The organism is Amycolatopsis cynarae (assembly GCF_026802195.1).
Classification (GTDB): Bacteria; Actinomycetota; Actinomycetes; order Mycobacteriales; family Pseudonocardiaceae; genus Amycolatopsis_E; species Amycolatopsis_E rhizosphaerae.
In genome coordinates this window covers 827,420-848,121 of sequence record NZ_CP113836.1, presented here as the reverse complement: position 1 = coordinate 848,121, position 20,702 = coordinate 827,420, and the positions used below count along the sequence as shown (strand labels likewise).

The following is a 20,702-nucleotide window of genomic DNA, read 5'->3' as shown; positions in this document are numbered from 1 at the left end:
AGTCCTTGGCACGAATGTAGTAGTGCTGCTACATTCCATCGCGATCATCCGTTGATTGGGGGAACAGGTATGACAAGCGTGACCGGGCCCGCTTCGGCGGTCGCCCCGGCCGGCTCCGCCGATCGCGATCTCGTCCTCGACGTCCGCGATCTGCGCATGCGCTACGGCAGCCAAGACGTGCTCACCGGGCTGAACTTCAGCGCGCGCCGGGGCGAGGTCCTCGCCCTGCTCGGCCCGAACGGGGCGGGCAAGACCACCACGATCGAGATCCTCGAAGGCTTCCGCCTGCGCTCGTCGGGCCAGGTCAGCGTGCTGGGGACGGACCCGGCGCGCGGCGACGAGTCCTGGCGGGCACGCCTGGGCGTGGTGCTGCAGTCGTGGCGCGACCATTCGAAATGGCGGATCCGCGACCTGCTCGCCCACCTCGGCTCGTTCTACGCCCGGTACTCCACGGAGCGGATCACCCGGCCCTGGCCGGTGGACGAGCTGATCGCCGCCGTGGGGCTGACCGAGCACGCGCACAAGCGCGTCGCCCGGCTTTCGGGCGGGCAGCGGCGACGGCTGGACGTCGCCATCGGCATCGTCGGCCGCCCCGAACTGCTGTTCCTGGACGAACCCACGGTCGGCTTCGACCCCGAGGCCCGCCGCGAGTTCCATGATCTCGTGCACCGGCTCTCCGACGACGAGAACACCACCATCCTGCTCACCACCCACGACCTGGACGAGGCCGAGAAACTGGCCGACCGCATCCTCATCCTGGCGGGCGGGTCGATCATCGCCGACGGCTCGGCCGACGAGCTGTCCCGGCGCATGGCCACCGAGACCGAGGTGAAGTGGACCCGCGACGGCACGCGGTACGTGCACTCCACCCGTGAGGCGACGAAATTCGTGCACGGCCTGTTCCGGCAGTACGGCGAGGCCGTCGAAGACCTCGAAGTGCGGCGGGGGACCTTGGAGGACACCTACATGGCGCTGGTGCGCGAACACGAGAACGGAAGGGGCGCGTGATGACGGACTCGAGCAGGGCGTTCCGCCCTGGCCTTCCCGCCCCCTTCGACGCCGTGCGGTCCGGGCTGGCCCGCGGCCGCATCGAGCTGCGGCACACCTTCACCAACACCCAGGACCTGTGGTCCTACCTGTTCCCGGCGGTCGCGCTGACGGTGGTCATGAGCTTCATGCGCGGTTCGACCGTGCCCGGGATGAACTTCTCGCTCAGCTCGCTGACCCTCCCCAGCGTGCTGGGGATGAACATCGGGTTCGGCGGGCTGGTCAACCTGGCCCAGCAACTGGCCGTCGAGCGCGAAGACGGCACGCTGCTGCGCGCCAAGGCCATCCCGAACGGTATGACCGGCTATCTGGTCGGCAAGATCGTGCAGGTCTCCGGCATGCTGCTGATCGGCTGCGCGCTGGTGCTCCTCCCGGGGATGTTCCTGTTCGGCGGGTTGGACGTGAGCCCGGGTTCGTGGCTGTCGCTGCTCGGAGTGCTGGCGCTCGGGCTGGTCGCGACCATGCCGCTGGGCGCGATCATCGGGTCACTGGTGTCCAGTCCGCGCTCGATGGGCGTGGTGATGCTGCCGATGATGGGGCTCATCGCGATCTCCGGCATCTTCTACCCGATCACCGCGCTGCCGTCGTGGCTGGCCTCGATCGGCCAGCTGTTCCCGGTCTACTGGCTCGGCCTCGGCACCCGTTCGGCGCTGCTGCCCGACGCGATGGCGGCGGTCGAAATCGGGCACAGCTGGCGGCACCTGGAGATGGTGGGGGTGCTCGGGTTGTGGGCGGTGCTCGGCCTCGCGGTGGCGCCGGTCGTGTTGCGTAGGATGGCGCGTCGCGAGTCCGGCTCGAGTGTGGCCGCTCGCCGGGAGAGGGCTTTGCGGCGGATGCCAGGATGAGCGAGACGATCTACAACCGCATCGCCATGTTGCGGGCGGAGCGCGGGATTTCGCGGCGGCAGCTCGCCGAGGCGCTGGGCGTGCACTACCAGACGATCGGGTACCTGGAGCGCGGCGAGTACAGCCCGAGCCTCCACCTTGCGCTGAGGATCGCCCGGTACTTCGAGGTCAGCGTCGAGGTGATCTTCTCCACCGACCCCTTCCCGCGCCTGGGCGAACGCCCCGCCTGAGTTCCACGCTCCCGCCGCGAGCGTGGAACTCAGGGGACGGAGCGTGGGACTCACGCGCACGAGGGTGGGACTCGCCGTGCCGGGCGCAGGTCACCTTGACGCGGGTGCGCCCGGCCCCGGAGAGTGTGGGGCGAGAAAGAGGAGGGCCCGTGATCCTGCTGCTGTCCACTTCGGACACCGACCTGCTGAGCGCCCGCGCGGGTGGGGCCGGCTACCGGCTGGCCAACCCCGCCCGGCTCGACCTCGCCGAGCTGCCCGCGCTGCTCGACGGCGCCGAGATCATCGTGGTGCGGATCCTCGGCTCGGCCCGGACCTGGCAGGAGGGCCTGGACATGGTCCGGGCCACCGGCGCGCACGTCGTGGTGCTCGGCGGCGAGCAGACCCCGGACGCCGAGCTGATGGAGCTGTCCACGGTGCCCGCGGGCATCGCCACCGAGGCCCACGCCTACCTCGCGCAGGGCGGTCCGGCGAACCTCGTCCAGTTGCACCGCTTCCTCTCCGACACGCTGCTGCTCACCGGCCACGGCTTCGAGCCCCCGGCGCCGCAACCCTCCTGGGGGGTGCTCGAGCGGGAATCGCGGCCGGGAGACGGCCCCGTGGTGGCGATTCTCTACTACCGCGCGCATCACCTCTCCGGCAACACGGCGTTCGTCGACGCCCTCGCCACCGCCGTCGAGGACGCGGGCGGCCGCGCCCTGCCCATCTACTGCGCTTCACTGCGTTCGCGCGAGCCGGAACTGATGGCGGAGTTGCGCAAGGCGGACGCCCTGCTGGTCACCGTGCTCGCGGCCGGGGGCACCCGCCCCGCCGAAGCCGGGGCGGGCGGGGACGACGAGGCCTGGGACGTGGCCGAACTCGCCGCGCTCGACGTGCCGATCCTGCAGGCGCTCTGCCTGACCAGCGACCGGGAGACCTGGGACGCCAACGACGACGGACTGTCCCCTTTGGACGCCGGGAACCAGATGGCGGTGCCCGAGTTCGACGGCAGGCTCATCACCGTTCCGTTCTCCTTCAAGGAGATCGACGCCGACGGGCTGCCGCACTACGTCCCCGATCCGGAGCGGGCCGCACGGGTCGCCGGAATCGCGCTCGCGCACGCCCGGCTCCGGCACACGCCGCCCGCCGAGCGCAGGATCGCGCTGATGCTCTCCGCGTACCCCACCAAGCACTCCCGCGTCGGCAACGCGGTCGGTCTGGACACCCCGGCGTCCGCGGTGCGGCTGCTGCGCCGGATGGCCGAGCAGGGGTACGACCTGGGCCCGGAGCCGTTCCCCGGCGTCGAATCGGGCGACGGTGACGAGCTGATCCACGCGTTGATCGCGGCGGGCGGCCAGGACCCGGAGTGGCTCACGGAGGAGCAGCTCGCGGGCAACCCGATCCGCGTTCCGGCCGCCCGGTACCGCGAGTGGTTCGCGGAGTTGCCGGAGGAGCTGCGGGAGGAGGTGGAACGGCACTGGGGCCCGCCGCCCGGCGAGCTCTACGTCGACCGGTCTTCCGATTCCGAGGGTGAAATCGTGCTCGCCTCCCTTCAAGCGGGCAACCTGGTGCTGATGATCCAGCCGCCCCGCGGGTTCGGCGAGAACCCGGTGGCCATCTACCACAACCCGGACCTCCCGCCGAGCCACCACTACCTCGCCGCGTACCGCTGGCTGGAGCGGGAGTTCGGCGCGCACGCGGTGGTCCACCTGGGCAAACACGGCTCGCTGGAATGGCTGCCGGGCAAGACGGCCGGACTGTCCGCCTCATGCGCCCCGGACGCGGTGCTGGGCAACCTGCCGCTGATCTACCCGTTCCTCATCAACGATCCCGGCGAGGGCGCGCAGGCCAAGCGCCGGGCGCATGCGACCATTGTGGACCATCTGATCCCGCCGATGGCCCGCGCCGAGAGCTACGGCGATCTGGCGCGGCTGGAGCAGTTGCTCGACGAACACGCGAACATCGCCGCGATGGACCCGGCCAAACTGCCCGCGATCCGCGCGCAGATCTGGACGCTGATCCAGGCCGCGAAGCTCGACCACGACCTCGGGATCAGCCAGCGCCCGCACGACGCGGAGTTCGACGACTTCCTGCTGCACATCGACGGCTGGTTGTGCGAGGTCAAGGACGCCCAGATCCGCGACGGCCTGCACGTGCTCGGCGAGGCACCCACCGGTGAGGCCAGGGTGAACCTGGTGCTGGCCATGCTGCGCGCGCAGCAGATGTGGGGCGGGCAGGCCGGAGCGGTACCGGGCCTGCGCTCGGCACTGGGCCTCAAGGAAGGCGCCGAACTGTCCGAAGTAGACGCCGTGGAGCGGACCGCCCGCTCGCTGGTGCTCGCGATGGAGGAACGGGACTGGGCTCAGGGCGCGGTATCCGCCGTGTGCGCCGAGGTTCTCGGAGCCGAGGAGCCCGAGGTCGCCCGGGTGCTGTCCTTCGCCGCGACGGAGATCGTGCCCCGGCTGGCGGGCACCGGCGCGGAACTGGACGTCGTGCTGCACGCCCTCGACGGCGGCTACGTGCCCGCCGGGCCGAGCGGTTCACCGCTGCGCGGCCTGGTGAACGTGCTGCCCACCGGCCGCAACTTCTACACGGTGGACCCGAAGGCGATCCCCAGCAGGCTCGCCTGGGAAACCGGTCAGGCACTGGCGGATTCGCTGCTTCGCCGGTACCGCGAGGACACCGGGGACTGGCCGCGCTCCGTGGGGCTCTCGGTGTGGGGCACCTCCGCGATGCGCACCTCCGGCGACGATGCCGCGGAGGTGCTGGCGCTGCTGGGCGTGCAACCGGTCTGGGACGAGGCATCGCGGCGCGTGACGGGGCTGGAACCCATCCCGCTCGCCGAGCTCGGCCGCCCTCGCATCGACGTGACCGTGCGCATCAGCGGCTTCTTCCGGGACGCCTTCCCGCACGTGATCGACCTGCTCGACGACGCCGTGCGCCTGGTCGCCGCCCTCGACGAGCCCGAGTCGGAGAACTTCGTCCGCGCTCACGCGCGGGCGGATCTTCGCGAGCACGGTGACGAGCGCCGTGCCACCACCCGGATCTTCGGTTCGAAGCCCGGCGCCTACGGGGCGGGGCTGCTGCCGCTGATGGATTCCGGCAACTGGCGCGACGACGCCGACCTCGCCGAGGTGTACGCCACCTGGGGCGGGTACGCCTACGGCCGCGGGCTCGACGGCAGGCCCGCCCGCGAGGACATGGAAAGCTCGTACCGCCGGATCGTGGTGGCGGCGAAGAACACCGACACGCGCGAACACGACATCGCCGACTCCGACGACTACTTCCAGTACCACGGCGGCATGATCGCGTTCACCCGCGCGCTGACCGGCAAGGCGCCCGCGTCCTACGTGGGCGACTCCACCAGTCCCGACGCGGTGCGCACGCGCAGTCTGGCCGAGGAGACCGCCCGGGTCTTCCGCGCCCGGGTGATCAATCCGCGCTGGCTCGCCGCGATGCGCAGGCACGGCTACAAGGGTGCCTTCGAACTCGCCGCCACCGTGGACTACCTGTTCGGCTTCGACGCCACGGCCGGGGTGGTGGACGACTGGATGTACGAGAAACTGTCGGAGTCCTATGTGCTCGATCAGCAGAACCAGGAGTTCCTGTCCCAGGCCAATCCCTGGGCCCTGCGCGGCATCATCGAGCGCCTGACAGAGGCCGCGGACCGCGGCCTCTGGGCCGAACCGGACCCCGACCTGCTCGCTCGGCTGCGCGAGGTCTACCTCCAGACCGAAGGCGACCTGGAAGGCGACTGACCGGCCCCGGAACGGGGCTGGGGCGAGCCGTGAAGGGTCCCTTCACGGCAAAGTCGGGTGCTACTTCTACGGCGAAGTGCGTGCCTCGACAAGGGGAAGGGTGAGGGTGAAGGCGGCGCCGCCTTCGGGGGCAGGGCCCGCCGAGATCATGCCGCCCATGCGGGTGACCAGTCCGTGCGTGAGCGCGAGCCCGATGCCGGAGCCGACCGGGCGGCTGCCCCGGTACTTGGCGTTGAGCGCGCCCCTTTCGAACGCGATCGCGTAATCCTCCGGGGCGAGCCCCGGCCCGCCGTCCCGTACCTGCAGCACGGCACCGCCCCCGGCGGGCACCGTGAGGGACAGCGTGATAGGGGCGCCGGCCGCGGTGACGCGCAGGGCGTTCTCCGCGAGCCCGTCGAGAACCTGTCGCAGCCGCCGCGCGTCGGCCACCACCGGCACCGGCCCGTCCGGTATCTCGGCGTGGAACCGCACGCCCGCGCGCTCGCACCGCACCTGCCACACGTCGGCGCAGCGGCGCGCGGTGTCGGAGACGTCGATTTCGGCCAGGTCGAGCCGGAACTCGTCGGCCCCCAGCCGGGCCAGGTCCAGCAAATCGCTGACGAGCCGTTCCAGCCGCTGGGACTCACGCAGGATGGTCTCCCCCGCGTGCCGCGCGTCCTCCCCGGTGACCACGCCGTCGGCGACGGATTCGGCGAACCCGTGCACGGCGGTCAGCGGCGTGCGCAGTTCGTGCGACACGGACAGCAGGAACTCGCGCTGGCGGGACTCGCTCTGCTGCAGGGCGGCGGCGAGCTCGTTGACCGCGCTCGCGACCTCCGCCACCTCCGAAGGCCCTTCGACCGGGGCACGCAGGTCCCGGCGGCCCTGCCGCATGGTGGCGGCCACGCCCGCGGTCCGGCGCAGCGGCCGGGCGAGCAGCCTGCCGAGCACCAGACCGGCGACCGCGGCGACCAGGAGGCCCGCGCCGAGCGCGAAGAGTATGTCGCGGACCAGCAGACGCTGGGTGGATCGCGCGACCTGCACGGGCGCGACGAGCGCGAACCCGGTTCCGGTGGCCTCTCCCCTGGCCTCGACGAGGTACTCCTGACCGGCCACGGTCGGCTTCGCGGAGATGACCCGCCCGGCGTCGATCCGGGCGACCCCGGCCTCGACCGCCGCGCGCACCGCGGCCGGATCACCTCCGGTCGGCCCGGTGCGCGGACGCACGAGCACCACCGAAATCCCTTGCCCGCGCACCACATCCGTCACCTTCGCCAGGCCGACCCTGGAGCCGAAACCGGTTTCGTCGAGCTGGCTCGCGAGCACGTCCGCCTGTGCGGACATCGAGGTGCGCAGCACCTGCTCGCCGGTGCGCCGCACGAGGCTCGCCGCGACCACCCCGGCCACCAGCACCGCGACCCCGGCAACCGCGAGGCACAGCACGGTGATCCGCACCGCCAGCGAAACACGCCGCCGCGTCATCGGTTTTCCGCCGCGTAACCGACCCCCCGGACCGTCCTGATCGGACTGTCCTCGCCGAGTTTCGCGCGCAACTGTGCGATGTGGACGTCGACGGTGCGGGTACCCGCGACGGCGTGGTAGCCCCACACCGCGCTCAGCAGTTGCTCTCGCTCGAACACCCGGCCCGGCTGCCGCAGCAACTGGGCCAGCAGGTCGAACTCCGTGGGGGTCAGGGTGACCTCGCGCTCCCCCGCCCAGGTCTTGCGCCGGGTGACGTCGAGCCGCACCGTGCCCGCGGAGAGGACCTCCGCGGGCGTTCCCGCGCCGCGGCGCAGTACGGTGCGGACGCGGGCCGCCAACTCCCGGGGGCTGAACGGCTTGGTGACGTAGTCGTCGGCCCCGAGTTCCAGTCCGAGCAGGCGGTCCACCTCGTCGTCACGCGCGGTCACGAAGAGCACCGGAGTCCAGTCGCCGGACGCGCGCAGCGTCCGGCAGACCTCCACACCGTCCTTACCGGACAGTCCGATGTCGAGGACGACGGCGACCGGCCGGAGCCGCCGCACCGCGGCCAGTGCGGCGTCCCCGTCGGATTCCCGGTGCACGGTGAACCCGTCCCGTCGCAGGTAGAGCGTGATGAGCTCGGCGATCGCGTCCTCGTCTTCGACCACCAGAACGAGACCGCGGCCGGCGGATGCGGTCATCGGGCCCTCCGTGTCTTGCGGGACACCCGCACCCGGTCGGGCCCGACGACCGGCGAGCGATTGTGACTCATCGGGCCCTCCGTGTCTTGCGGGACACCCGCACCCGGTCGGGCCCGACGACCGGCGAGCGATTGTGACTCATCGGGCCCTCCGTGTCTTGCGGGACACCCGCACCCGGTCGGGCCCGACGACCGGCGAGCGATTGTGACTCATCGGGCCCTCCGTGTCTTGCGGGACACCCACACCCGGTCGGGCCCGACGACCGGCGAGCGATTGTGACTCATCGGGCCCTCCGTGTCTTGCGGGACACCCACACCCGGTCGGGCCCGACGACCGGCAAGCGATTGTGACTCATCGGGCCCTCCGGTGTCTTGCGGGACACCCGCATTCACGGCGAACCGTCGCCCGCCATCTCCGAATCGATCGCGTCCAGGGTAGTCCGGATGCCGTCCAGTTCCGAAGCGGCGGGGGCCGGGGAAGCACCCCCGCCGCCGGAGGCGGACTGGCCGCGGCAGCCGGTGGTGCCCGCGACGACCGCCAGCAGCACCAGGCCCGCGGCCACCGCCGACCGGGCCCTCACTTCCCCTCGCAGTGCGCGGTCTTGAAGGCGTTCAGCCGCTGCTGCACCGACTGCAGGTCGGCGGTCCGGCTCGCCCGGCGCGTGGCACGCTGCTCCAGCCGGTCGGCACGATCGCCGTGTCCCTTCGCCCGCTGGCTCTCGGCCTGCGCCTTCAGCCAGGCCACCGAGCCCTTCACGTCGGCGCCGCCGTTGATGCGGGTCAGCATCTTGTCCGTGCGCGAGAGCAGGTTCGGCAGCATGGTGCCGCACAGTTGCTGTGCTTCCTCCGGGCTCAAGGTGATCGCGCCGTAGCTGGGGGTGGGGGTCGCCGGGGTGGACGTGTCGGCGAAGGCGGTGGGAACGCCGACGGCCAGCAGGGCCGCGACCCCGCATCCGACGACGGCGGCCCGGCGGCTGGTCGACCTGCGCATGGCTCACTCCTCGGTGGTTTCGGCCCGGCACCGTGCCGGGCAGGAACGACCTTGCCGGTCCGGGGTTCGGGGAGCGTGGACGAACTGTTCGGGTTCGGTAAAGATCGTCGGCGCGTCTGGCAGGCTGAAAGCGGCACCACGAAGGGAGCGGGCGGACGTGATCGACCTCAACAGTGACCTCGGCGAGGGTTTCGGGGTGTGGCCGCTCACGCACGACGAGGCCCTGCTGCGCATCGTGACCAGCGCGAACGTGGCGTGCGGCTTCCACGCGGGGGATCCGAGCGTGCTGCGCAAGGTCACCGAACGGGCGGCCCGGCGCGGGGTGGCGATCGGCGCGCAGGTGGCCTACCGGGACCTGGCCGGCTTCGGCCGCCGGTTCATCGACGTCGACCCGGCCGAACTGGTCAACGACGTGATCTACCAGATCGCCGCGCTCGACGGGTTCGCCCGCGTGGCGGGGACGCGGGTGAGCTACGTGAAGCCGCACGGCGCCCTGTACAACGCGATCGTCACGCACGCCGAACAGGCCGCCGCGGTGGTGGAGGCGGTGAAACGCTACGACCGGAGCCTGCCGGTGCTCGGGCTGCCCGGTTCGGAGTGGCTGCGGCAGGCCGAGGCCGCCGGGCTGACCACGGTGCGCGAGGCCTTCGCCGACCGCGCCTACACCGCCGAGGGCACCCTCGTGTCGCGGCGGCTGCCCGGCGCCGTGGTGGAGGACCCCGACGAGGTGGTCGAACGGGTGGTGCGGATGGCCATCGAGGGCACGGTCACCGCGATCGACGGCTCGGTGGTGAAGGTCGAACCGCAGTCGGTGTGCGTGCACGGGGACACCCCGGGCGCGGTGGAGATCGCCCTCCGGGTGCGGGACGCGCTGCTGCGGGCCGGGGTCAGGCTGCGCCCGTTCGCCAGCGCAACGGCAGGTGCGTGATCCCGTTGATGAAGTTCGAGGTGAGGTGACGCACCTCGCCGTCGAGCTCGGCCTCGGGCAGCAGGCGCAGGAACTCGCGAAAGAAGATCCGCAGCTGCAGCCGCCCGAAGTGGGCGCCGAGGCACAGGTGCGGCCCCTGGCCGAAGGCGAGGTGGTCGTTGGGTTCGCGGGTGAGGTCGAGGCGGAACGGGTCTTCGAAGGCGCGTTCGTCGAAGTGGGCCGACGCGAAGTACACCACCACCTTGTCCCCCGCCCTGATCCGGCGGCCGGACAGTTCGGTGTCGCGGGTGGCGGTGCGGCGGAAGGTCAGCACCGGCGGGTGCCAGCGCAGCATCTCCTCCACCGCGGTGGGCAGTAGCTCGGGCTCGGCCCTCAGCCGCCGGTACTCGGCCGGGTGCTCGACGAGCGCGAGGACGCCGCCGGGCAGCGCGCTGCGCACGGTGTCGTTCCCGGCGATCACCAGCAGGAAGAAGAACATCTCCAGCTCGGCGTCGTCGAGCGCGCGTCCGTCGACGGACGCCTGCACGAGCGCGGTCATGAGATCGTCGGCGGGGTGCCTGCGCTTCTCCTCGGCGAGCTGTTGGGCATAGGCGAACATGTCGGCGAGCATCGCGGGCGAGCGCGGGTTGACCGGCCTTCCCCGCTCGTCGCGCACCACCTCGCCGGCGTGCTCGGGATCCTGGTAGCCGATGACCCGGTTGGTCCAGTTCAGCAGCAGGCCCCGGTCCTGCGCGGGCACGCCGAGCAGGTCGGACAGGTTCAGCAGCGGGAAGTCGTCGGTCACCTCGACCGGCAGGTCGCAGCGGCCGCGCGGGGCCACCGCGCCGAGCAGCTCCCGCGCCCGCTGCCCGATCTGCCCGGCGAAGGTCTCCAGCCTGCGCCGCGTGAACACCCCCGAGACGATGCGGCGCAACCGGTTGTGCTCCGGGGGGTCCATGTTGAGGATCATCCGGCGGATGAACCCCAGATCCGCCGGTTCGGGATCGCGGATCTGGGTGGCGCCCAGCCAGGACGAGAACACCTCGGGGGTGCGCAGCACGTGCCGGACGTCGGCGTATCGGGTCACGGCCCAGTAGCCGGGGCCGGCGGGCCAGCCGAGCACCTCGTGCTCCTCCTGCCACGACACCGGATCGGTGTCCCGGAGCCGCCGGAACGCCTCGTGCGGCAGGCCGCGCGCGAACACCCTCGGATCGAACACGTCCGGTGGGCCGTCTGTCCCGATTCCCATCTAGTGCTCGTCGAGGAAGACTTCGATCGAGTTCGCCAGGGTGACCGGCACTTCGTCCGGCGCGTAGTGCCCGGCGTCCGGCATGACCTCCAGTTCAAGCCTCGGGTACCACTGCGCGAAGGTGGCGAGCATGGTCTGCTCGCCCAGTGCCGGGTCGTGCTCGCCCACGATCACCTTGATCGGGACGTCGCTGCCCGCGACGCGGTCGTGGAAGTCGGTGCGCGCCCACGCGACGAGGTAGTCGGCGAAGGCGGCGGGATCGGAGTTGTCCAGCGAGTGCCGGACGAGCCGGTCGAGCCAGTGGCCGGGATGCCGGTTCCCGGTGGTGAAATCGATGATCGCCTTGCGGCTGTCCTGGCTGTCCGCGGCGCTGGAGAACAGCTGCCAGCTCTGTTCGTCGAACGGGACGCCCGCGGCGGGCACGGGCGAGACCCCGACCAGCGCACGGACCCGCTCGGGTGCCTCCGCGTACACCCATTGCATGACGCTGCCGCCCATGGAGTGGCCGACGAGCGAGAACCGCCCGGCGCCCAGTTCGTCCGCCAGTGCCAGCACGTCGGCCGCCGCCTCGGCGATGGTGTGCTCCCCGGCCACGTCGCGCCGGGCGCCGTAACCGCGGTAGTTCGGGAAAACGTAGGTGAACCGGTCGCCGTCGAGATGCGGTGTCAGCGCTTCCCAGGCGTTCGCCGAGCCGAACCAGCCGTGCAGCGCGAGCACCACGTGCCCACCCGTTCCCACGCGTACGTAATCATCGTTGACCACGTGACGAGAGTAGTCCATAGGTTCTGACCTGTGGTTTTCTGTTTGATGGCTGATCGACGTCGATGGTGGTGAATCGCGGCGTTTCCGCAGGTTATCCGGCATCCCCCTCGCGATCTTTCGTCTTGCCTGATCGTGGCTGATCCTGGTCTTCTGCCCCAGATCTGCCCCGGCTTGCTGCCAGCAGGCGTTCGCGCGCCGCCGGAGTTTGCTGCACGTACTCTCGTGTCGTCGCCACGCTTCGGCCGCGGGGCGGGGGCCGCTTGCACTGTGCCTACCGGAAGGATGCCGGCCTGCGGCCGTGGACCAGCATCGTGTCAGTGGGTTTGGCCGCGCCCTCCGGTCCTGGGATCACGGTTGTCTCGACGTCCGTGAACCCGTGCTGGGTCAGTTGGTCGTGCCACATCTCGGGCGTGTAGTCCCAGCGGCGGATCACGAACGGCTCCTGGTTGCCGTGACGGATGAATCCGGCCTGGCAGCCGTAGCAGCCGTGAAACGGCGGCCGGTGAGAGAACGCGAGCCGTCCACCCGGTGCCAACCGCTGCCAGGCCAGCGGCAGCCACGTGTCCGGTGCTCACCATCACGCGCATCGCCTACCGCGAGGACGGGACGCCGCTCGAGATGAACGACATGACGTTGCCCGCTGATCGGTACCGGCTCGGCTACGAGTGGGCCGCCGAGTAAACGCGGCACGACGAAGGCGCCAGGTGAGCACCCGGGGCCTTCGCGTTCGATCGCCACGTCGCGCTGCGATCGGCGCCGGGTGGCCACCCGGACCTGCGGCGGCAGCAGGACGGCGGCCACCCTGTCCGGACCACCCTCGGCCCCGAAGGCAGAATTGCAGCCACGACTTCGACCAAGGGGAGTGGATCAGGACCGTGACAGGCACCGTGACTGGCGCAGCGCAGTCGATCGAGCAGAGGATCGCCGCGGAACTCGGCGTACGCGAGGGGCAGGTCAAGGCTGCCGTCGAGCTCCTCGACGGCGGGTCGACCGTGCCGTTCATCGCGCGGTACCGCAAGGAAGCCACGGGCATGCTCGATGACGCCCAGCTGCGGACCCTGGAGGACCGCCTCCGCTACCTGCGCGAGCTGGACGAGCGCAAGGACGCCATCCTCGACTCGATCCGGAGCCAGGGCAAGCTGACCGGCGAGCTGGAAGCCCAGATCCTCCAGGCCGAGACGAAGGCCCGCCTGGAGGACATCTACCTGCCGTACAAGCCGAAGCGGCGCACCAAGGCGCAGATCGCCCGCGAGGCCGGGCTCGAGCCGCTCGCCGACGGGCTGCTCAACGACCCCGGCACCGATCCGCAGGCCGCCGCGGCGGTGTTCGTGGACGCGGAAAAGGGGATCGCCGACGCGCAGGCCGCACTGGACGGGGCACGGGCGATCCTCGTCGAGCGGTTCGGCGAGGACGCCGACCTGATCGGCGAGCTGCGCGAGAAGATGTGGGCGCAGGGCCGTCTGGCGTCGAAGGTCCGGGAGGGCAAGGAGACCGAGGGCGCGAAGTTCTCCGACTACTTCGACTTTTCCGAGCCGTTCACGAAGATGCCCTCGCACCGCGTGCTCGCGATGTTCCGCGGAGAAAAGGAAGAGGTCCTCGACCTCACCATCGAACCCGAGGAACCGAGCGACGAACCGCGGGTGGGCCCGAGCGAGTACGAGCAGCGCATCGCGCAGCGGTTCGGCATCGCCGAGAAGGGGCGCCCGGCGGACAAGTGGCTGCTGGACACCGTGCGCTGGGCCTGGCGCACGAAGATCCTGCTGCACTTGGGCATCGACCTGCGGCTGCGGCTGCGCCAGGCGGCCGAGGACGACGCCGTGCGCGTGTTCGCGGCGAACCTGCGGGACCTGCTGCTCGCCGCCCCGGCGGGCACCCGCGCCACCATGGGCCTCGACCCGGGCTTCCGCACCGGGGTGAAGGTCGCGGTGGTGGACGCGACCGGCAAGGTGGTCGCCACCGACACCATCTACCCGCACCAGCCCGCCAACCGCTGGGACGAGTCGATCGCCAAGCTCGCCAAGCTCGCCGCCGAGCACCGGGTCGAGCTGATCGCCATCGGCAACGGCACCGCCTCGCGCGAGACGGACAAGCTGGCCATCGACCTGATCAAGCGGCATCCGGACCTCAACCTCACCAAGGCCGTGGTGTCGGAGGCGGGCGCGTCGGTGTACTCGGCGTCGGCGTTCGCGTCACAGGAACTGCCCGGCATGGACGTCTCGCTGCGTGGTGCGGTGTCGATCGCGCGGCGGCTGCAGGACCCGCTGGCCGAACTGGTGAAGATCGACCCGAAGTCCATCGGGGTCGGGCAGTACCAGCACGACGTCTCCGAGGTGTCGCTGTCACGCTCGCTCGACGCGGTGGTCGAGGACTGCGTGAACGCGGTCGGCGTGGACGTCAACACCGCCTCCGCGCCCCTGCTGACCCGGGTTTCGGGAATCACGGCGAGCCTCGCCGAGAACATCGTGAGTCACCGGGACGAGCACGGGCCGTTCCGGTCGCGGGAACTGCTCAAGCAGGTGCCGCGGCTGGGCCCGAAGGCGTTCGAACAGTGCGCGGGCTTCCTGCGCATCCGGGGCGGGGACGACCCGTTGGACACCTCCAGCGTGCACCCCGAGGCGTATCCGGTGGTGCGGCGGATCCTGGAGAAGAGCGGCACGGACGTGCGCGGCCTGATCGGCAACGAGCGGGTGCTCAAGGCGCTGCGGCCGGAGGAGTTCGTCGACGAGACCTTCGGGCTGCCGACCGTCACCGACATCCTGGCCGAACTCGAGAAGCCGGGCCGCGACCCGCGACCCGCGTTCAAGACGGCCACCTTCGCCGAAGGGGTGGAGAAGCTCGGCGATCTCAAGCCGGGCATGCGGCTGGAGGGGGTCGTGACGAACGTGGCCGCGTTCGGGGCCTTCGTCGACATCGGCGTGCACCAGGACGGCCTCGTGCACGTTTCGGCCATGTCGAAGAACTTCGTCAAGGACCCGCGTGACGTGGTCAAGCCGGGCGACATCGTCAAGGTGAAGGTGCTCGACGTGGACATCCCGCGCAAGCGCATCTCGCTGACCCTGCGGCTGGACGACGAGGTCGGCGGCGAGGCGAAGCCGGCGCGCCAGCCCGGCGAGCGCCAGGGCGGCCCGCGCCAGGGCCAGGGGCAGCGTCAGGGCCAGGGCCAGGGCCAGGGCCAGGGCCAGCGGCAGGGACAAGGACAGCGCCGGGGCGGCAACCGGCGTGACTCGGGCGCCGCACCCGGCGGCGCTCTCGCCGACGCCCTGCGCCGCGCCGGATACGGTAAGTAGCTCGCTGGTGCCCCAGGGCCGTGAGGGACCCCCCTCACGGCCCCGTCGGAGAGGCTAAGGCGAGCCGTGAAGGGTCCCTTCTCGGTCGAATCGACTGTGAAGGGACCCTTCACGGCCAACGCTCATGCGACTTTGCAATCGACTGGGCCGAGGCGTCGAATGTGATCGGCCGAATGTCCTAACAGTGCCGCGACATTGCACCATTTGCCGAAAATTGTTCACCGTTTGGCCATACCTTCGGGGCTAGCGGGGCCAACCGGATCGCCCATACGATCCGAATTGGTGATTTCTTTTCGCATTCTCGGACCGCTCGAAGTCGCCGTGGCCGGTCAGACCCTGCCACTGGGCGGCCCCAAACCGCGCCTGCTGCTCGCCGCGTTGCTGTTACAACCGAACACGGTGATGTCCACCGACGCGCTGACGGAAGTGCTGTGGCCCGGTTCCGCCCCGCGTTCCGCGGCCGCGAATATCCGCACCTACGTGCATTCTCTGCGACGGCGGCTGGCCGAGGCTTCGCCCGATTTCGCCGATCGGCTTCGCGGCCGCGGCGGGGGTTACGTCGTGACGGTCCGGCCGGGAGAGCTGGACACGATGCTGTTCGAAACGCACGTGTCGGCAGCGGAAACCGCGGCCACGCACGAGGAGGCGCTCGCGGCGCTCGACCTTGCCGCCACGCAATGGCGTGGGGACGTCCTGGAAGACCTCCCCCACAACCACACCTGGTCCTCGTCGATCGCGCGACTGGCCGAAATGCGGCTTTCGGTGCAGCAGCAACGGTTGCGGCTGCGCGTCGAGCTGGGTGAACACGCCGACGCGGTGGCCGAGCTGCGAGGGCTTCTCGCGGAACATCCGTTGCGCGAACAGCTGTGGCAGCAGCTGATCCTCGCGCTCGACGCCGCCGGGCGAAGAGCCGAGGCGCTCACCGCCTACACCCAGGCCGAGCGCGTGCTGCGGGAGGAGCTCGACGCCGAGCCTGGGCCGCAGTTGCGCCAAGTGCGCGCCGGTCTCCTCGCCGAACCCGAACCCGAACCCGAACAACCCCGCCCCGCCCCGCCGAATCCGCTTCCCGTCTGCCAGCTCCCGCTCGACCTGCCCGACTTCACCGGCCGCGACGAGCTCGTCGACGAGCTGGTCCGCCTGCTGCGTGACGGCCGCGCGGCGGGCCGCCCGGCCGTGGTGGTGCTCTCCGGTGCCCCCGGTGTGGGCAAATCGTCCCTCGCGATCCGTGTCGCGCACGCCGTGCGCGACGATTTCCCCGACGGCCAGTTGCACCTCGATCTCCGCGGGACCGCCGATTCGCCCCGCCGTCCGCTCGACGTGCTGCCGGAGTTGCTGCGCGCGCTCGGCGTGCCCGACGCCGCCATGCCCGCCGCGCTCGGCGAACGTGCGGCGCTGCTGCGGTCCCTGCTGGCCGACCGCCGCCTGTGCATCGTGCTCGAGGACGCGGCGGGCGCCGCGCAGGTCCGTCCGCTGCTGCCCGGTGCGGGCGCGTGCGCCGTCCTGATCACCAGCCGCACCCGGATACCCGACCTCCCCGGCGCCCGCACCGTGGACGTCGACGTGCTGCGCGGCGCCGAAGCCGGTGCGCTGCTGTCCAGGATCATCGGCCCCGAACGCGTGGCGGCCGAACCCGAAGGTGCGCAAGCGATCCTGGACTGCTGCGGCGGGCTGCCGCTGGCGATCCGGGTCGCCGGGGCGAAGCTGTCCCAGCGTCCGAACTGGCCGTTGCGGGAGCTGGCGAACCGGCTCGGCGACGAGCGCCGGCGGCTGGACGAGCTGCGCGCCGGGGATCTGGCCGTGCGAGCCAGCGCGACCCTGAGCTACGACCAGTTGCCCTCCAGTGCGGCACGGGCGTTTCGCGGGCTCGGTTCGCTCGGCCCGGTGCAGTTCCCCGGGTGGGTGGTGGGTGCGGTGCTGGGCCGCCCGGACGCCGACGAGGTGCTGGACGTGCTCGTGGACGCGCACCTGGTGGAGCTGGTCTCGGCGGGCGCGGACGGCGGGCCGCGCTATCGCCTGCACGATCTGCTGCGCTGCTACGCGGTGGAACAGGCGGAGCCGGAACCGTTCGGCGAGCGGCAGAACCGCATCCGGCGGGTCGTCGAGGGCTATCTCTGCCTGGCCACGGAGGCGGCCGCGAAGATGCCGATCCACTTCTTCGGCATCGTTTCGGTGCCGGGCGAAACCGAACCGTGGCGGCCCGGCCACCGCCCGCGGGCCGATCCGGCCGCCTGGTTCGCGGCCGAACTGGACACCGCGGTCGCGATGGTGGAACTGGCCGCCGCCTGGCAGTTGGACGATCTCGCGTGGCGCCTCACCGCGGCGCTCACCCCGTACTTCGATCTGCGCAACCACCACGAGGACTGGCATCGCACGCACCTGATCGCGCTGGACGCGGCCACCAGGGCGGGCGATCGGCGGGGTCAGGCCATCGTGCTCCGCAACCTGGGGCAGGTCGAGCTGTACCTCGACGACTACCCGTCGGCGCTCGACGCGTTCGAGCGGTCCCTGCGCCTGTTCCGGGAAATCGGGGACGACCGCGGGGTGGGGATCACGCTGTCCGGCCTGAGCACCGTTCGGCGCGTGTCCGGGGAGAACGAGGAATCACTCGCGCTGTGCCACGAAGCGCTGGAGGCCTTCCTGCGCGCCGGTGACCGGCACGGTGAGGCGGTGGTGCGGATCTCCATCGGCATCCTGTGGCTCGTCCGCGGCTGCCACACCACGGCGGAGCGCTGGTTCACCGACGCCTACGAGCTGTCGGCCGAGATCGGCGACCGGCACCGCGAAGCCCATGCGCGGCAACGACTCGCGCTGCTGCACCAGGTCCGGGGCAACCTCGGCGGGGCCCGCGAGGAACTCGACCGCGCGATCGCGATCTTCGGCGAGCTGGGCGACGACCACTGCGTCGGGTACGCGCATCAAAGCCTCGGCAGCCTTTATCTGCACAGCGAGGACTTCGCGCACGCCAGGCTGCTGCTGGCGAACTCGCTGTCGGTGCACCAGCGCAGCGGGGACCGGCGGTCGGAGGCGGAGGTGAGTGAGCTGCTCGGCGATCTGCACCTGCGGCTCGGCCAGCCGGACCGCGCCCGGGATCACTTCGAGCGGGCGCTACGGATCTGGCGTGCCCTGTCCGCCACCGCGCAGGAGAGCGCTCTCCTCGCCCGGCTGCGCTCACCGTCCTCCCCGCACCTGCTCCCCCTGCCCAGCGCCTGACCACCCGATCGAGTGCTTTCCCGGCGGAGCCGTGAAGGACCCCTTCACGGTCGATACGGCTGTGAAGGGACCCTTCACGGCCCTGGGCGGCACACTCAGGGTAGAAGGGCGAAAATGGGGGGCGGACCGGACGGGGGAGGACCACGGACGGAGCGTGATCGTGGCATTGACCATGATCAAGAACGGGGCCATCCTGGTCCCGGACACCGAGTCGGGAGGCAGGACATGAGCACCTTCGTCGTGGTCGGCGGGACCGGTCGCACGGGCCGCCTGGTCGTGGACCGGCTGGCCGCGGAGGGGCACGAAGTGGTGGTCGCGAGCCGCGGCGCGGCCGAGGCGCCCGCGGGCGCGCGACCGGCCACAGTGGACCTCGCCGCTCCGGACGCGAGCGTGTTCGCCGGCGCGGACGGCGTGGTGATCTCCGTCGAGCCGCCCAAGGATCCGGTGCAGGCGGAAGCCGTAATGCACCACGGTGTCGCGGCCGTCGCGAACGTGGCCGCCCGTGAAGACATCCCGCTCGTGCTGGTCTCGCAGATCTACCTGACCCGCCCGGCCGAGCATCCCGAAATGGCCGAGCGGATCGAAGCGCGCGCCCGGGGCGAAGCGGCCCTGCGGGCCAGCGGCGCGCAGTACACCATCGTGCGGCCGAGCTGGCTGCACGACCTGCCCGCCGACGGCGTCCGCGTCGAGCAGGGCGACACCGGCGACGGGCGCATCAGCCGCGCGGCGGTCGCCGACGCCGTGGTGGCGGCGCTGTTCGACCCGTCCGCTTCCGGCAAGACCTTCGAGCTGTACGACGACCCCGAGTCCCCCACGCCGGACTGGTCCACGGTTTTCGCCGCGCTCACCGAGGATCCCGAGCACGCGGGTCTCTAGCTTTGACCACTGTCCCTCAAAGGAACACGTTGGGCTCATGATCTTCGAAGACATCGCTGTGCAGGTCGGCCGTGACCTTGTCGAGGCGCGGCGACTGGCCGCCAGGGTGAGGCGCAACTCCCCCCGTGGTGTCGAGAACCTGGACGACGCGCTGTTGTCCATGCTGTGCCACCTCAGCGCGACCGGACTGGCCCACGTCGCCGCGCCTGGTCTGTTCTCCCGGTGGCCGAAGATACGGCCGCTGGACCGCGCGGAAGCCGTCCGGCTCAGGGCCCGGACTGGCCCGGGGTATTCCTCGCCCACGGCCCCTACTGCGCCTTCGGTAGTAGCGGTTCCAGTACTTCGGCAAACTGCTTCGCGTCCGGGCATGCTTCCGCGGACTCGTGCGGAGATGTCAACACCTCTACGACTGCTCGCGAATGCCGAGCGACCTCAAGCGCATACCTGCATATATACGGATAAGGATAATTCGATTGCAGTGAGTTTCGACCGTTGATCACCGTCTTCACGGTGTTCCGGTAGGTGTTGGCGAAATCGGCGAGACCCCACTCCGGATCGAATTCCACCTGATACCTGTACGAGGACTTGTTCGCGGCGCACGCGTTGGATGCGCTTTGTTTCGCTCCCGGGTCAAACCCTTTTCCCGCGAGCAGTTGATCAAGGACCTGGCATGCGTCCAGTCCGCCGAACACGTTCGGTTCGGTCGCGCCGGTGCGGCTCGATGCGGTACTCACCAGGGGAGTGGGTAATGCCCTGCCGGGCACCGTGCTCGAACAGCCGGCGATTGCCTGCATTCCTGCGATGACAAGGACGACAGCCGCGACTGCCCCACGTTTTTTGTTCGTCATGTTTCGAGGGCACGGCCCTGGCCCCGGAAGGCCACCGAAGGTGGGACCCAAGCGCACGAGCATGGGGTGTCAAAGCGGCGGAGCCGCCTGCGGCCGAGGCAACGGTTCCAGCACCTGCTTGTCGAGATGCTGGTAGATGATCGAAGTGCGGAAGCCGACGATCTCGCGGCGGCTGGTGAACCGGTCGAGCAGGAACGCGTGCAGGTGCTCGATGTCCGGGGCGGTGACGTGCACCAGGAAGTCGTCGCTGCCCGCCATGGTGTAGACCGAGCGCACTTCCGGCAGCTCGATCACCGATCGTTCGAACGCGGCGACCACGTCCCGGCTCAGCGGCCGCACCTGCACCGCCACGATCGCCTGTACCGAGCGGTTGAGGGCACCCAGGTCGATTTCGGCGTGGTAGCCGCGGATCACGCCGCGCTGCCGGAGCAGCCGGGTGCGTTCGAGGCAGGTGGACGGCGCGATCCCGAGCTTGCGCGCGATGTCCCGGTTCGACTGCCGCGCATCCTCCTGCAGATGGCGGACGATGGCCGAATCAAGTTCGTCCACCCTGGCTCCGATCGCGCTCATCCCGAA

General features: G+C 70.8%; 17 protein-coding genes and 1 pseudogene. 9 read left to right on the top strand and 9 right to left on the bottom strand.

Annotation, left to right across the window (positions count from 1 at the left end; genetic code table 11):
- Positions 1–156: 156 nt before the first annotated feature.
- From ORV05_RS04080 to cobN, 4 genes are all read left to right on the top strand, one after another.
- Positions 157–1,008: an ABC transporter ATP-binding protein gene (locus tag ORV05_RS04080; protein ID WP_268759691.1), complete on the top strand. Its 852-nt coding sequence runs from the start codon at positions 157–159 to the stop codon at positions 1,006–1,008.
- On the top strand, positions 1,008–1,892 hold the full coding sequence (locus ORV05_RS04075) for an ABC transporter permease (protein ID WP_268757107.1): 885 nt from the start codon (positions 1,008–1,010) through the stop codon (positions 1,890–1,892). The genes ORV05_RS04080 and ORV05_RS04075 overlap by 1 nt, the downstream gene beginning before the upstream one ends.
- Positions 1,889–2,122, top strand: a complete 234-nt coding sequence (locus tag ORV05_RS04070) for a helix-turn-helix transcriptional regulator (RefSeq protein WP_268757106.1) — start codon at positions 1,889–1,891, stop codon at positions 2,120–2,122. Before ORV05_RS04075 ends, ORV05_RS04070 begins: the two co-directional genes overlap by 4 nt.
- Before the next feature lie 149 nt (positions 2,123–2,271).
- Positions 2,272–5,856: a cobaltochelatase subunit CobN gene (gene cobN / locus ORV05_RS04065; RefSeq protein ID WP_268757105.1), complete on the top strand. Its 3,585-nt coding sequence runs from the start codon at positions 2,272–2,274 to the stop codon at positions 5,854–5,856.
- A gap of 66 nt (positions 5,857–5,922) precedes the next feature.
- Here cobN and ORV05_RS04060 read toward each other — a convergent pair whose 3' ends face one another.
- The 4 genes from ORV05_RS04060 to ORV05_RS04045 form a co-directional block, all read right to left on the bottom strand.
- Entirely contained in the window at positions 5,923–7,317 is a 1,395-nt protein-coding gene (locus tag ORV05_RS04060) for a HAMP domain-containing sensor histidine kinase (protein WP_268757104.1), read from the bottom strand.
- The gene (locus ORV05_RS04055) at positions 7,314–7,997 is read right to left on the bottom strand and encodes a response regulator transcription factor (protein ID WP_268757103.1); all 684 of its coding nucleotides are present in this window, start codon (positions 7,995–7,997) and stop codon (positions 7,314–7,316) included. The genes ORV05_RS04060 and ORV05_RS04055 overlap by 4 nt, the downstream gene beginning before the upstream one ends.
- 388 nt (positions 7,998–8,385) lie before the next feature.
- A complete protein-coding gene (locus ORV05_RS04050) occupies positions 8,386–8,577 on the bottom strand; it encodes a hypothetical protein (RefSeq protein ID WP_144590962.1) in 192 nt (63 codons plus the stop codon).
- Entirely contained in the window at positions 8,574–8,987 is a 414-nt protein-coding gene (locus ORV05_RS04045; RefSeq protein WP_268757102.1) for a hypothetical protein, read from the bottom strand. Before ORV05_RS04045 ends, ORV05_RS04050 begins: the two co-directional genes overlap by 4 nt.
- A gap of 160 nt (positions 8,988–9,147) precedes the next feature.
- Here ORV05_RS04045 and ORV05_RS04040 point away from each other — a divergent pair, with 160 nt between their 5' ends.
- Entirely contained in the window at positions 9,148–9,915 is a 768-nt protein-coding gene (locus tag ORV05_RS04040; RefSeq protein ID WP_268759690.1) for a LamB/YcsF family protein, read from the top strand.
- Here the strand turns inward: ORV05_RS04040 and ORV05_RS04035 are convergent.
- The 3 genes from ORV05_RS04035 to ORV05_RS04025 all read right to left on the bottom strand — a co-directional run bounded on the left by ORV05_RS04035 (position 9,875) and on the right by ORV05_RS04025 (position 12,338).
- Complete coding sequence (locus ORV05_RS04035; protein ID WP_268757101.1) at positions 9,875–11,143, bottom strand: cytochrome P450; 1,269 nt, start codon at positions 11,141–11,143, stop codon at positions 9,875–9,877. The genes ORV05_RS04040 and ORV05_RS04035 overlap by 41 nt on opposite strands.
- Positions 11,144–11,923, bottom strand: a complete 780-nt coding sequence (locus ORV05_RS04030) for an alpha/beta fold hydrolase (protein ID WP_268757100.1) — start codon at positions 11,921–11,923, stop codon at positions 11,144–11,146.
- A 253-nt stretch (positions 11,924–12,176) separates the two neighbouring features.
- Positions 12,177–12,338 (bottom strand): hypothetical protein, encoded by a 162-nt coding sequence (locus tag ORV05_RS04025; protein ID WP_268757099.1) that lies wholly within the window; start codon positions 12,336–12,338, stop codon positions 12,177–12,179.
- Between the two features lie 131 nt (positions 12,339–12,469).
- Between ORV05_RS04025 and ORV05_RS04020 the strand changes: the two are divergent.
- From ORV05_RS04020 to ORV05_RS04005, 4 genes and pseudogenes are all read left to right on the top strand, one after another.
- Positions 12,470–12,586 (top strand): annotated as a pseudogene (locus ORV05_RS04020) (UTRA domain-containing protein); the annotation flags it as partial.
- Between the two features lie 194 nt (positions 12,587–12,780).
- A complete protein-coding gene (locus ORV05_RS04015; RefSeq protein ID WP_268757098.1) occupies positions 12,781–15,192 on the top strand; it encodes a Tex family protein in 2,412 nt (803 codons plus the stop codon).
- Between the two features lie 282 nt (positions 15,193–15,474).
- Positions 15,475–18,402, top strand: coding sequence for an AfsR/SARP family transcriptional regulator (locus ORV05_RS04010; protein WP_268757097.1), 2,928 nt, complete (start codon positions 15,475–15,477; stop codon positions 18,400–18,402).
- Between the two features lie 225 nt (positions 18,403–18,627).
- Entirely contained in the window at positions 18,628–19,278 is a 651-nt protein-coding gene (locus ORV05_RS04005; RefSeq protein ID WP_268757096.1) for an NAD(P)H-binding protein, read from the top strand.
- Between the two features lie 308 nt (positions 19,279–19,586).
- Here ORV05_RS04005 and ORV05_RS04000 read toward each other — a convergent pair whose 3' ends face one another.
- Both ORV05_RS04000 and ORV05_RS03995 read right to left on the bottom strand, forming a co-directional pair.
- Positions 19,587–20,126, bottom strand: coding sequence for a DUF3558 family protein (locus ORV05_RS04000; RefSeq protein WP_268757095.1), 540 nt, complete (start codon positions 20,124–20,126; stop codon positions 19,587–19,589).
- Between the two features lie 69 nt (positions 20,127–20,195).
- Positions 20,196–20,675 carry an Lrp/AsnC family transcriptional regulator gene (locus ORV05_RS03995; RefSeq protein WP_268759689.1) on the bottom strand — a complete coding sequence of 160 codons (480 nt, stop codon included), beginning with the start codon at positions 20,673–20,675 and terminating at the stop codon, positions 20,196–20,198.
- Between the last annotated feature and the right edge of the window lie 27 nt (positions 20,676–20,702).

Bases quoted from the DNA above. Each gene is read 5' to 3' on its own strand.
- ORV05_RS04080 (WP_268759691.1), top strand. From the start codon at position 157: ATGCGCTACGGCAGCCAAGACGTGCTCACCGGGCTGAACTTCAGCGCG.
- ORV05_RS04075 (WP_268757107.1), top strand. From the start codon at position 1,008: ATGACGGACTCGAGCAGGGCGTTCCGCCCTGGCCTTCCCGCCCCCTTC.
- ORV05_RS04070 (WP_268757106.1), top strand. From the start codon at position 1,889: ATGAGCGAGACGATCTACAACCGCATCGCCATGTTGCGGGCGGAGCGC.
- ORV05_RS04060 (WP_268757104.1), bottom strand. From the start codon at position 7,317: ATGACGCGGCGGCGTGTTTCGCTGGCGGTGCGGATCACCGTGCTGTGC.
- ORV05_RS04055 (WP_268757103.1), bottom strand. From the start codon at position 7,997: ATGACCGCATCCGCCGGCCGCGGTCTCGTTCTGGTGGTCGAAGACGAG.
- ORV05_RS04045 (WP_268757102.1), bottom strand. From the start codon at position 8,987: ATGCGCAGGTCGACCAGCCGCCGGGCCGCCGTCGTCGGATGCGGGGTC.
- ORV05_RS04035 (WP_268757101.1), bottom strand. From the start codon at position 11,143: ATGGGAATCGGGACAGACGGCCCACCGGACGTGTTCGATCCGAGGGTG.
- ORV05_RS04030 (WP_268757100.1), bottom strand. From the start codon at position 11,923: ATGGACTACTCTCGTCACGTGGTCAACGATGATTACGTACGCGTGGGA.
- ORV05_RS04005 (WP_268757096.1), top strand. From the start codon at position 18,628: ATGAGCACCTTCGTCGTGGTCGGCGGGACCGGTCGCACGGGCCGCCTG.
- ORV05_RS04000 (WP_268757095.1), bottom strand. From the start codon at position 20,126: ATGACGAACAAAAAACGTGGGGCAGTCGCGGCTGTCGTCCTTGTCATC.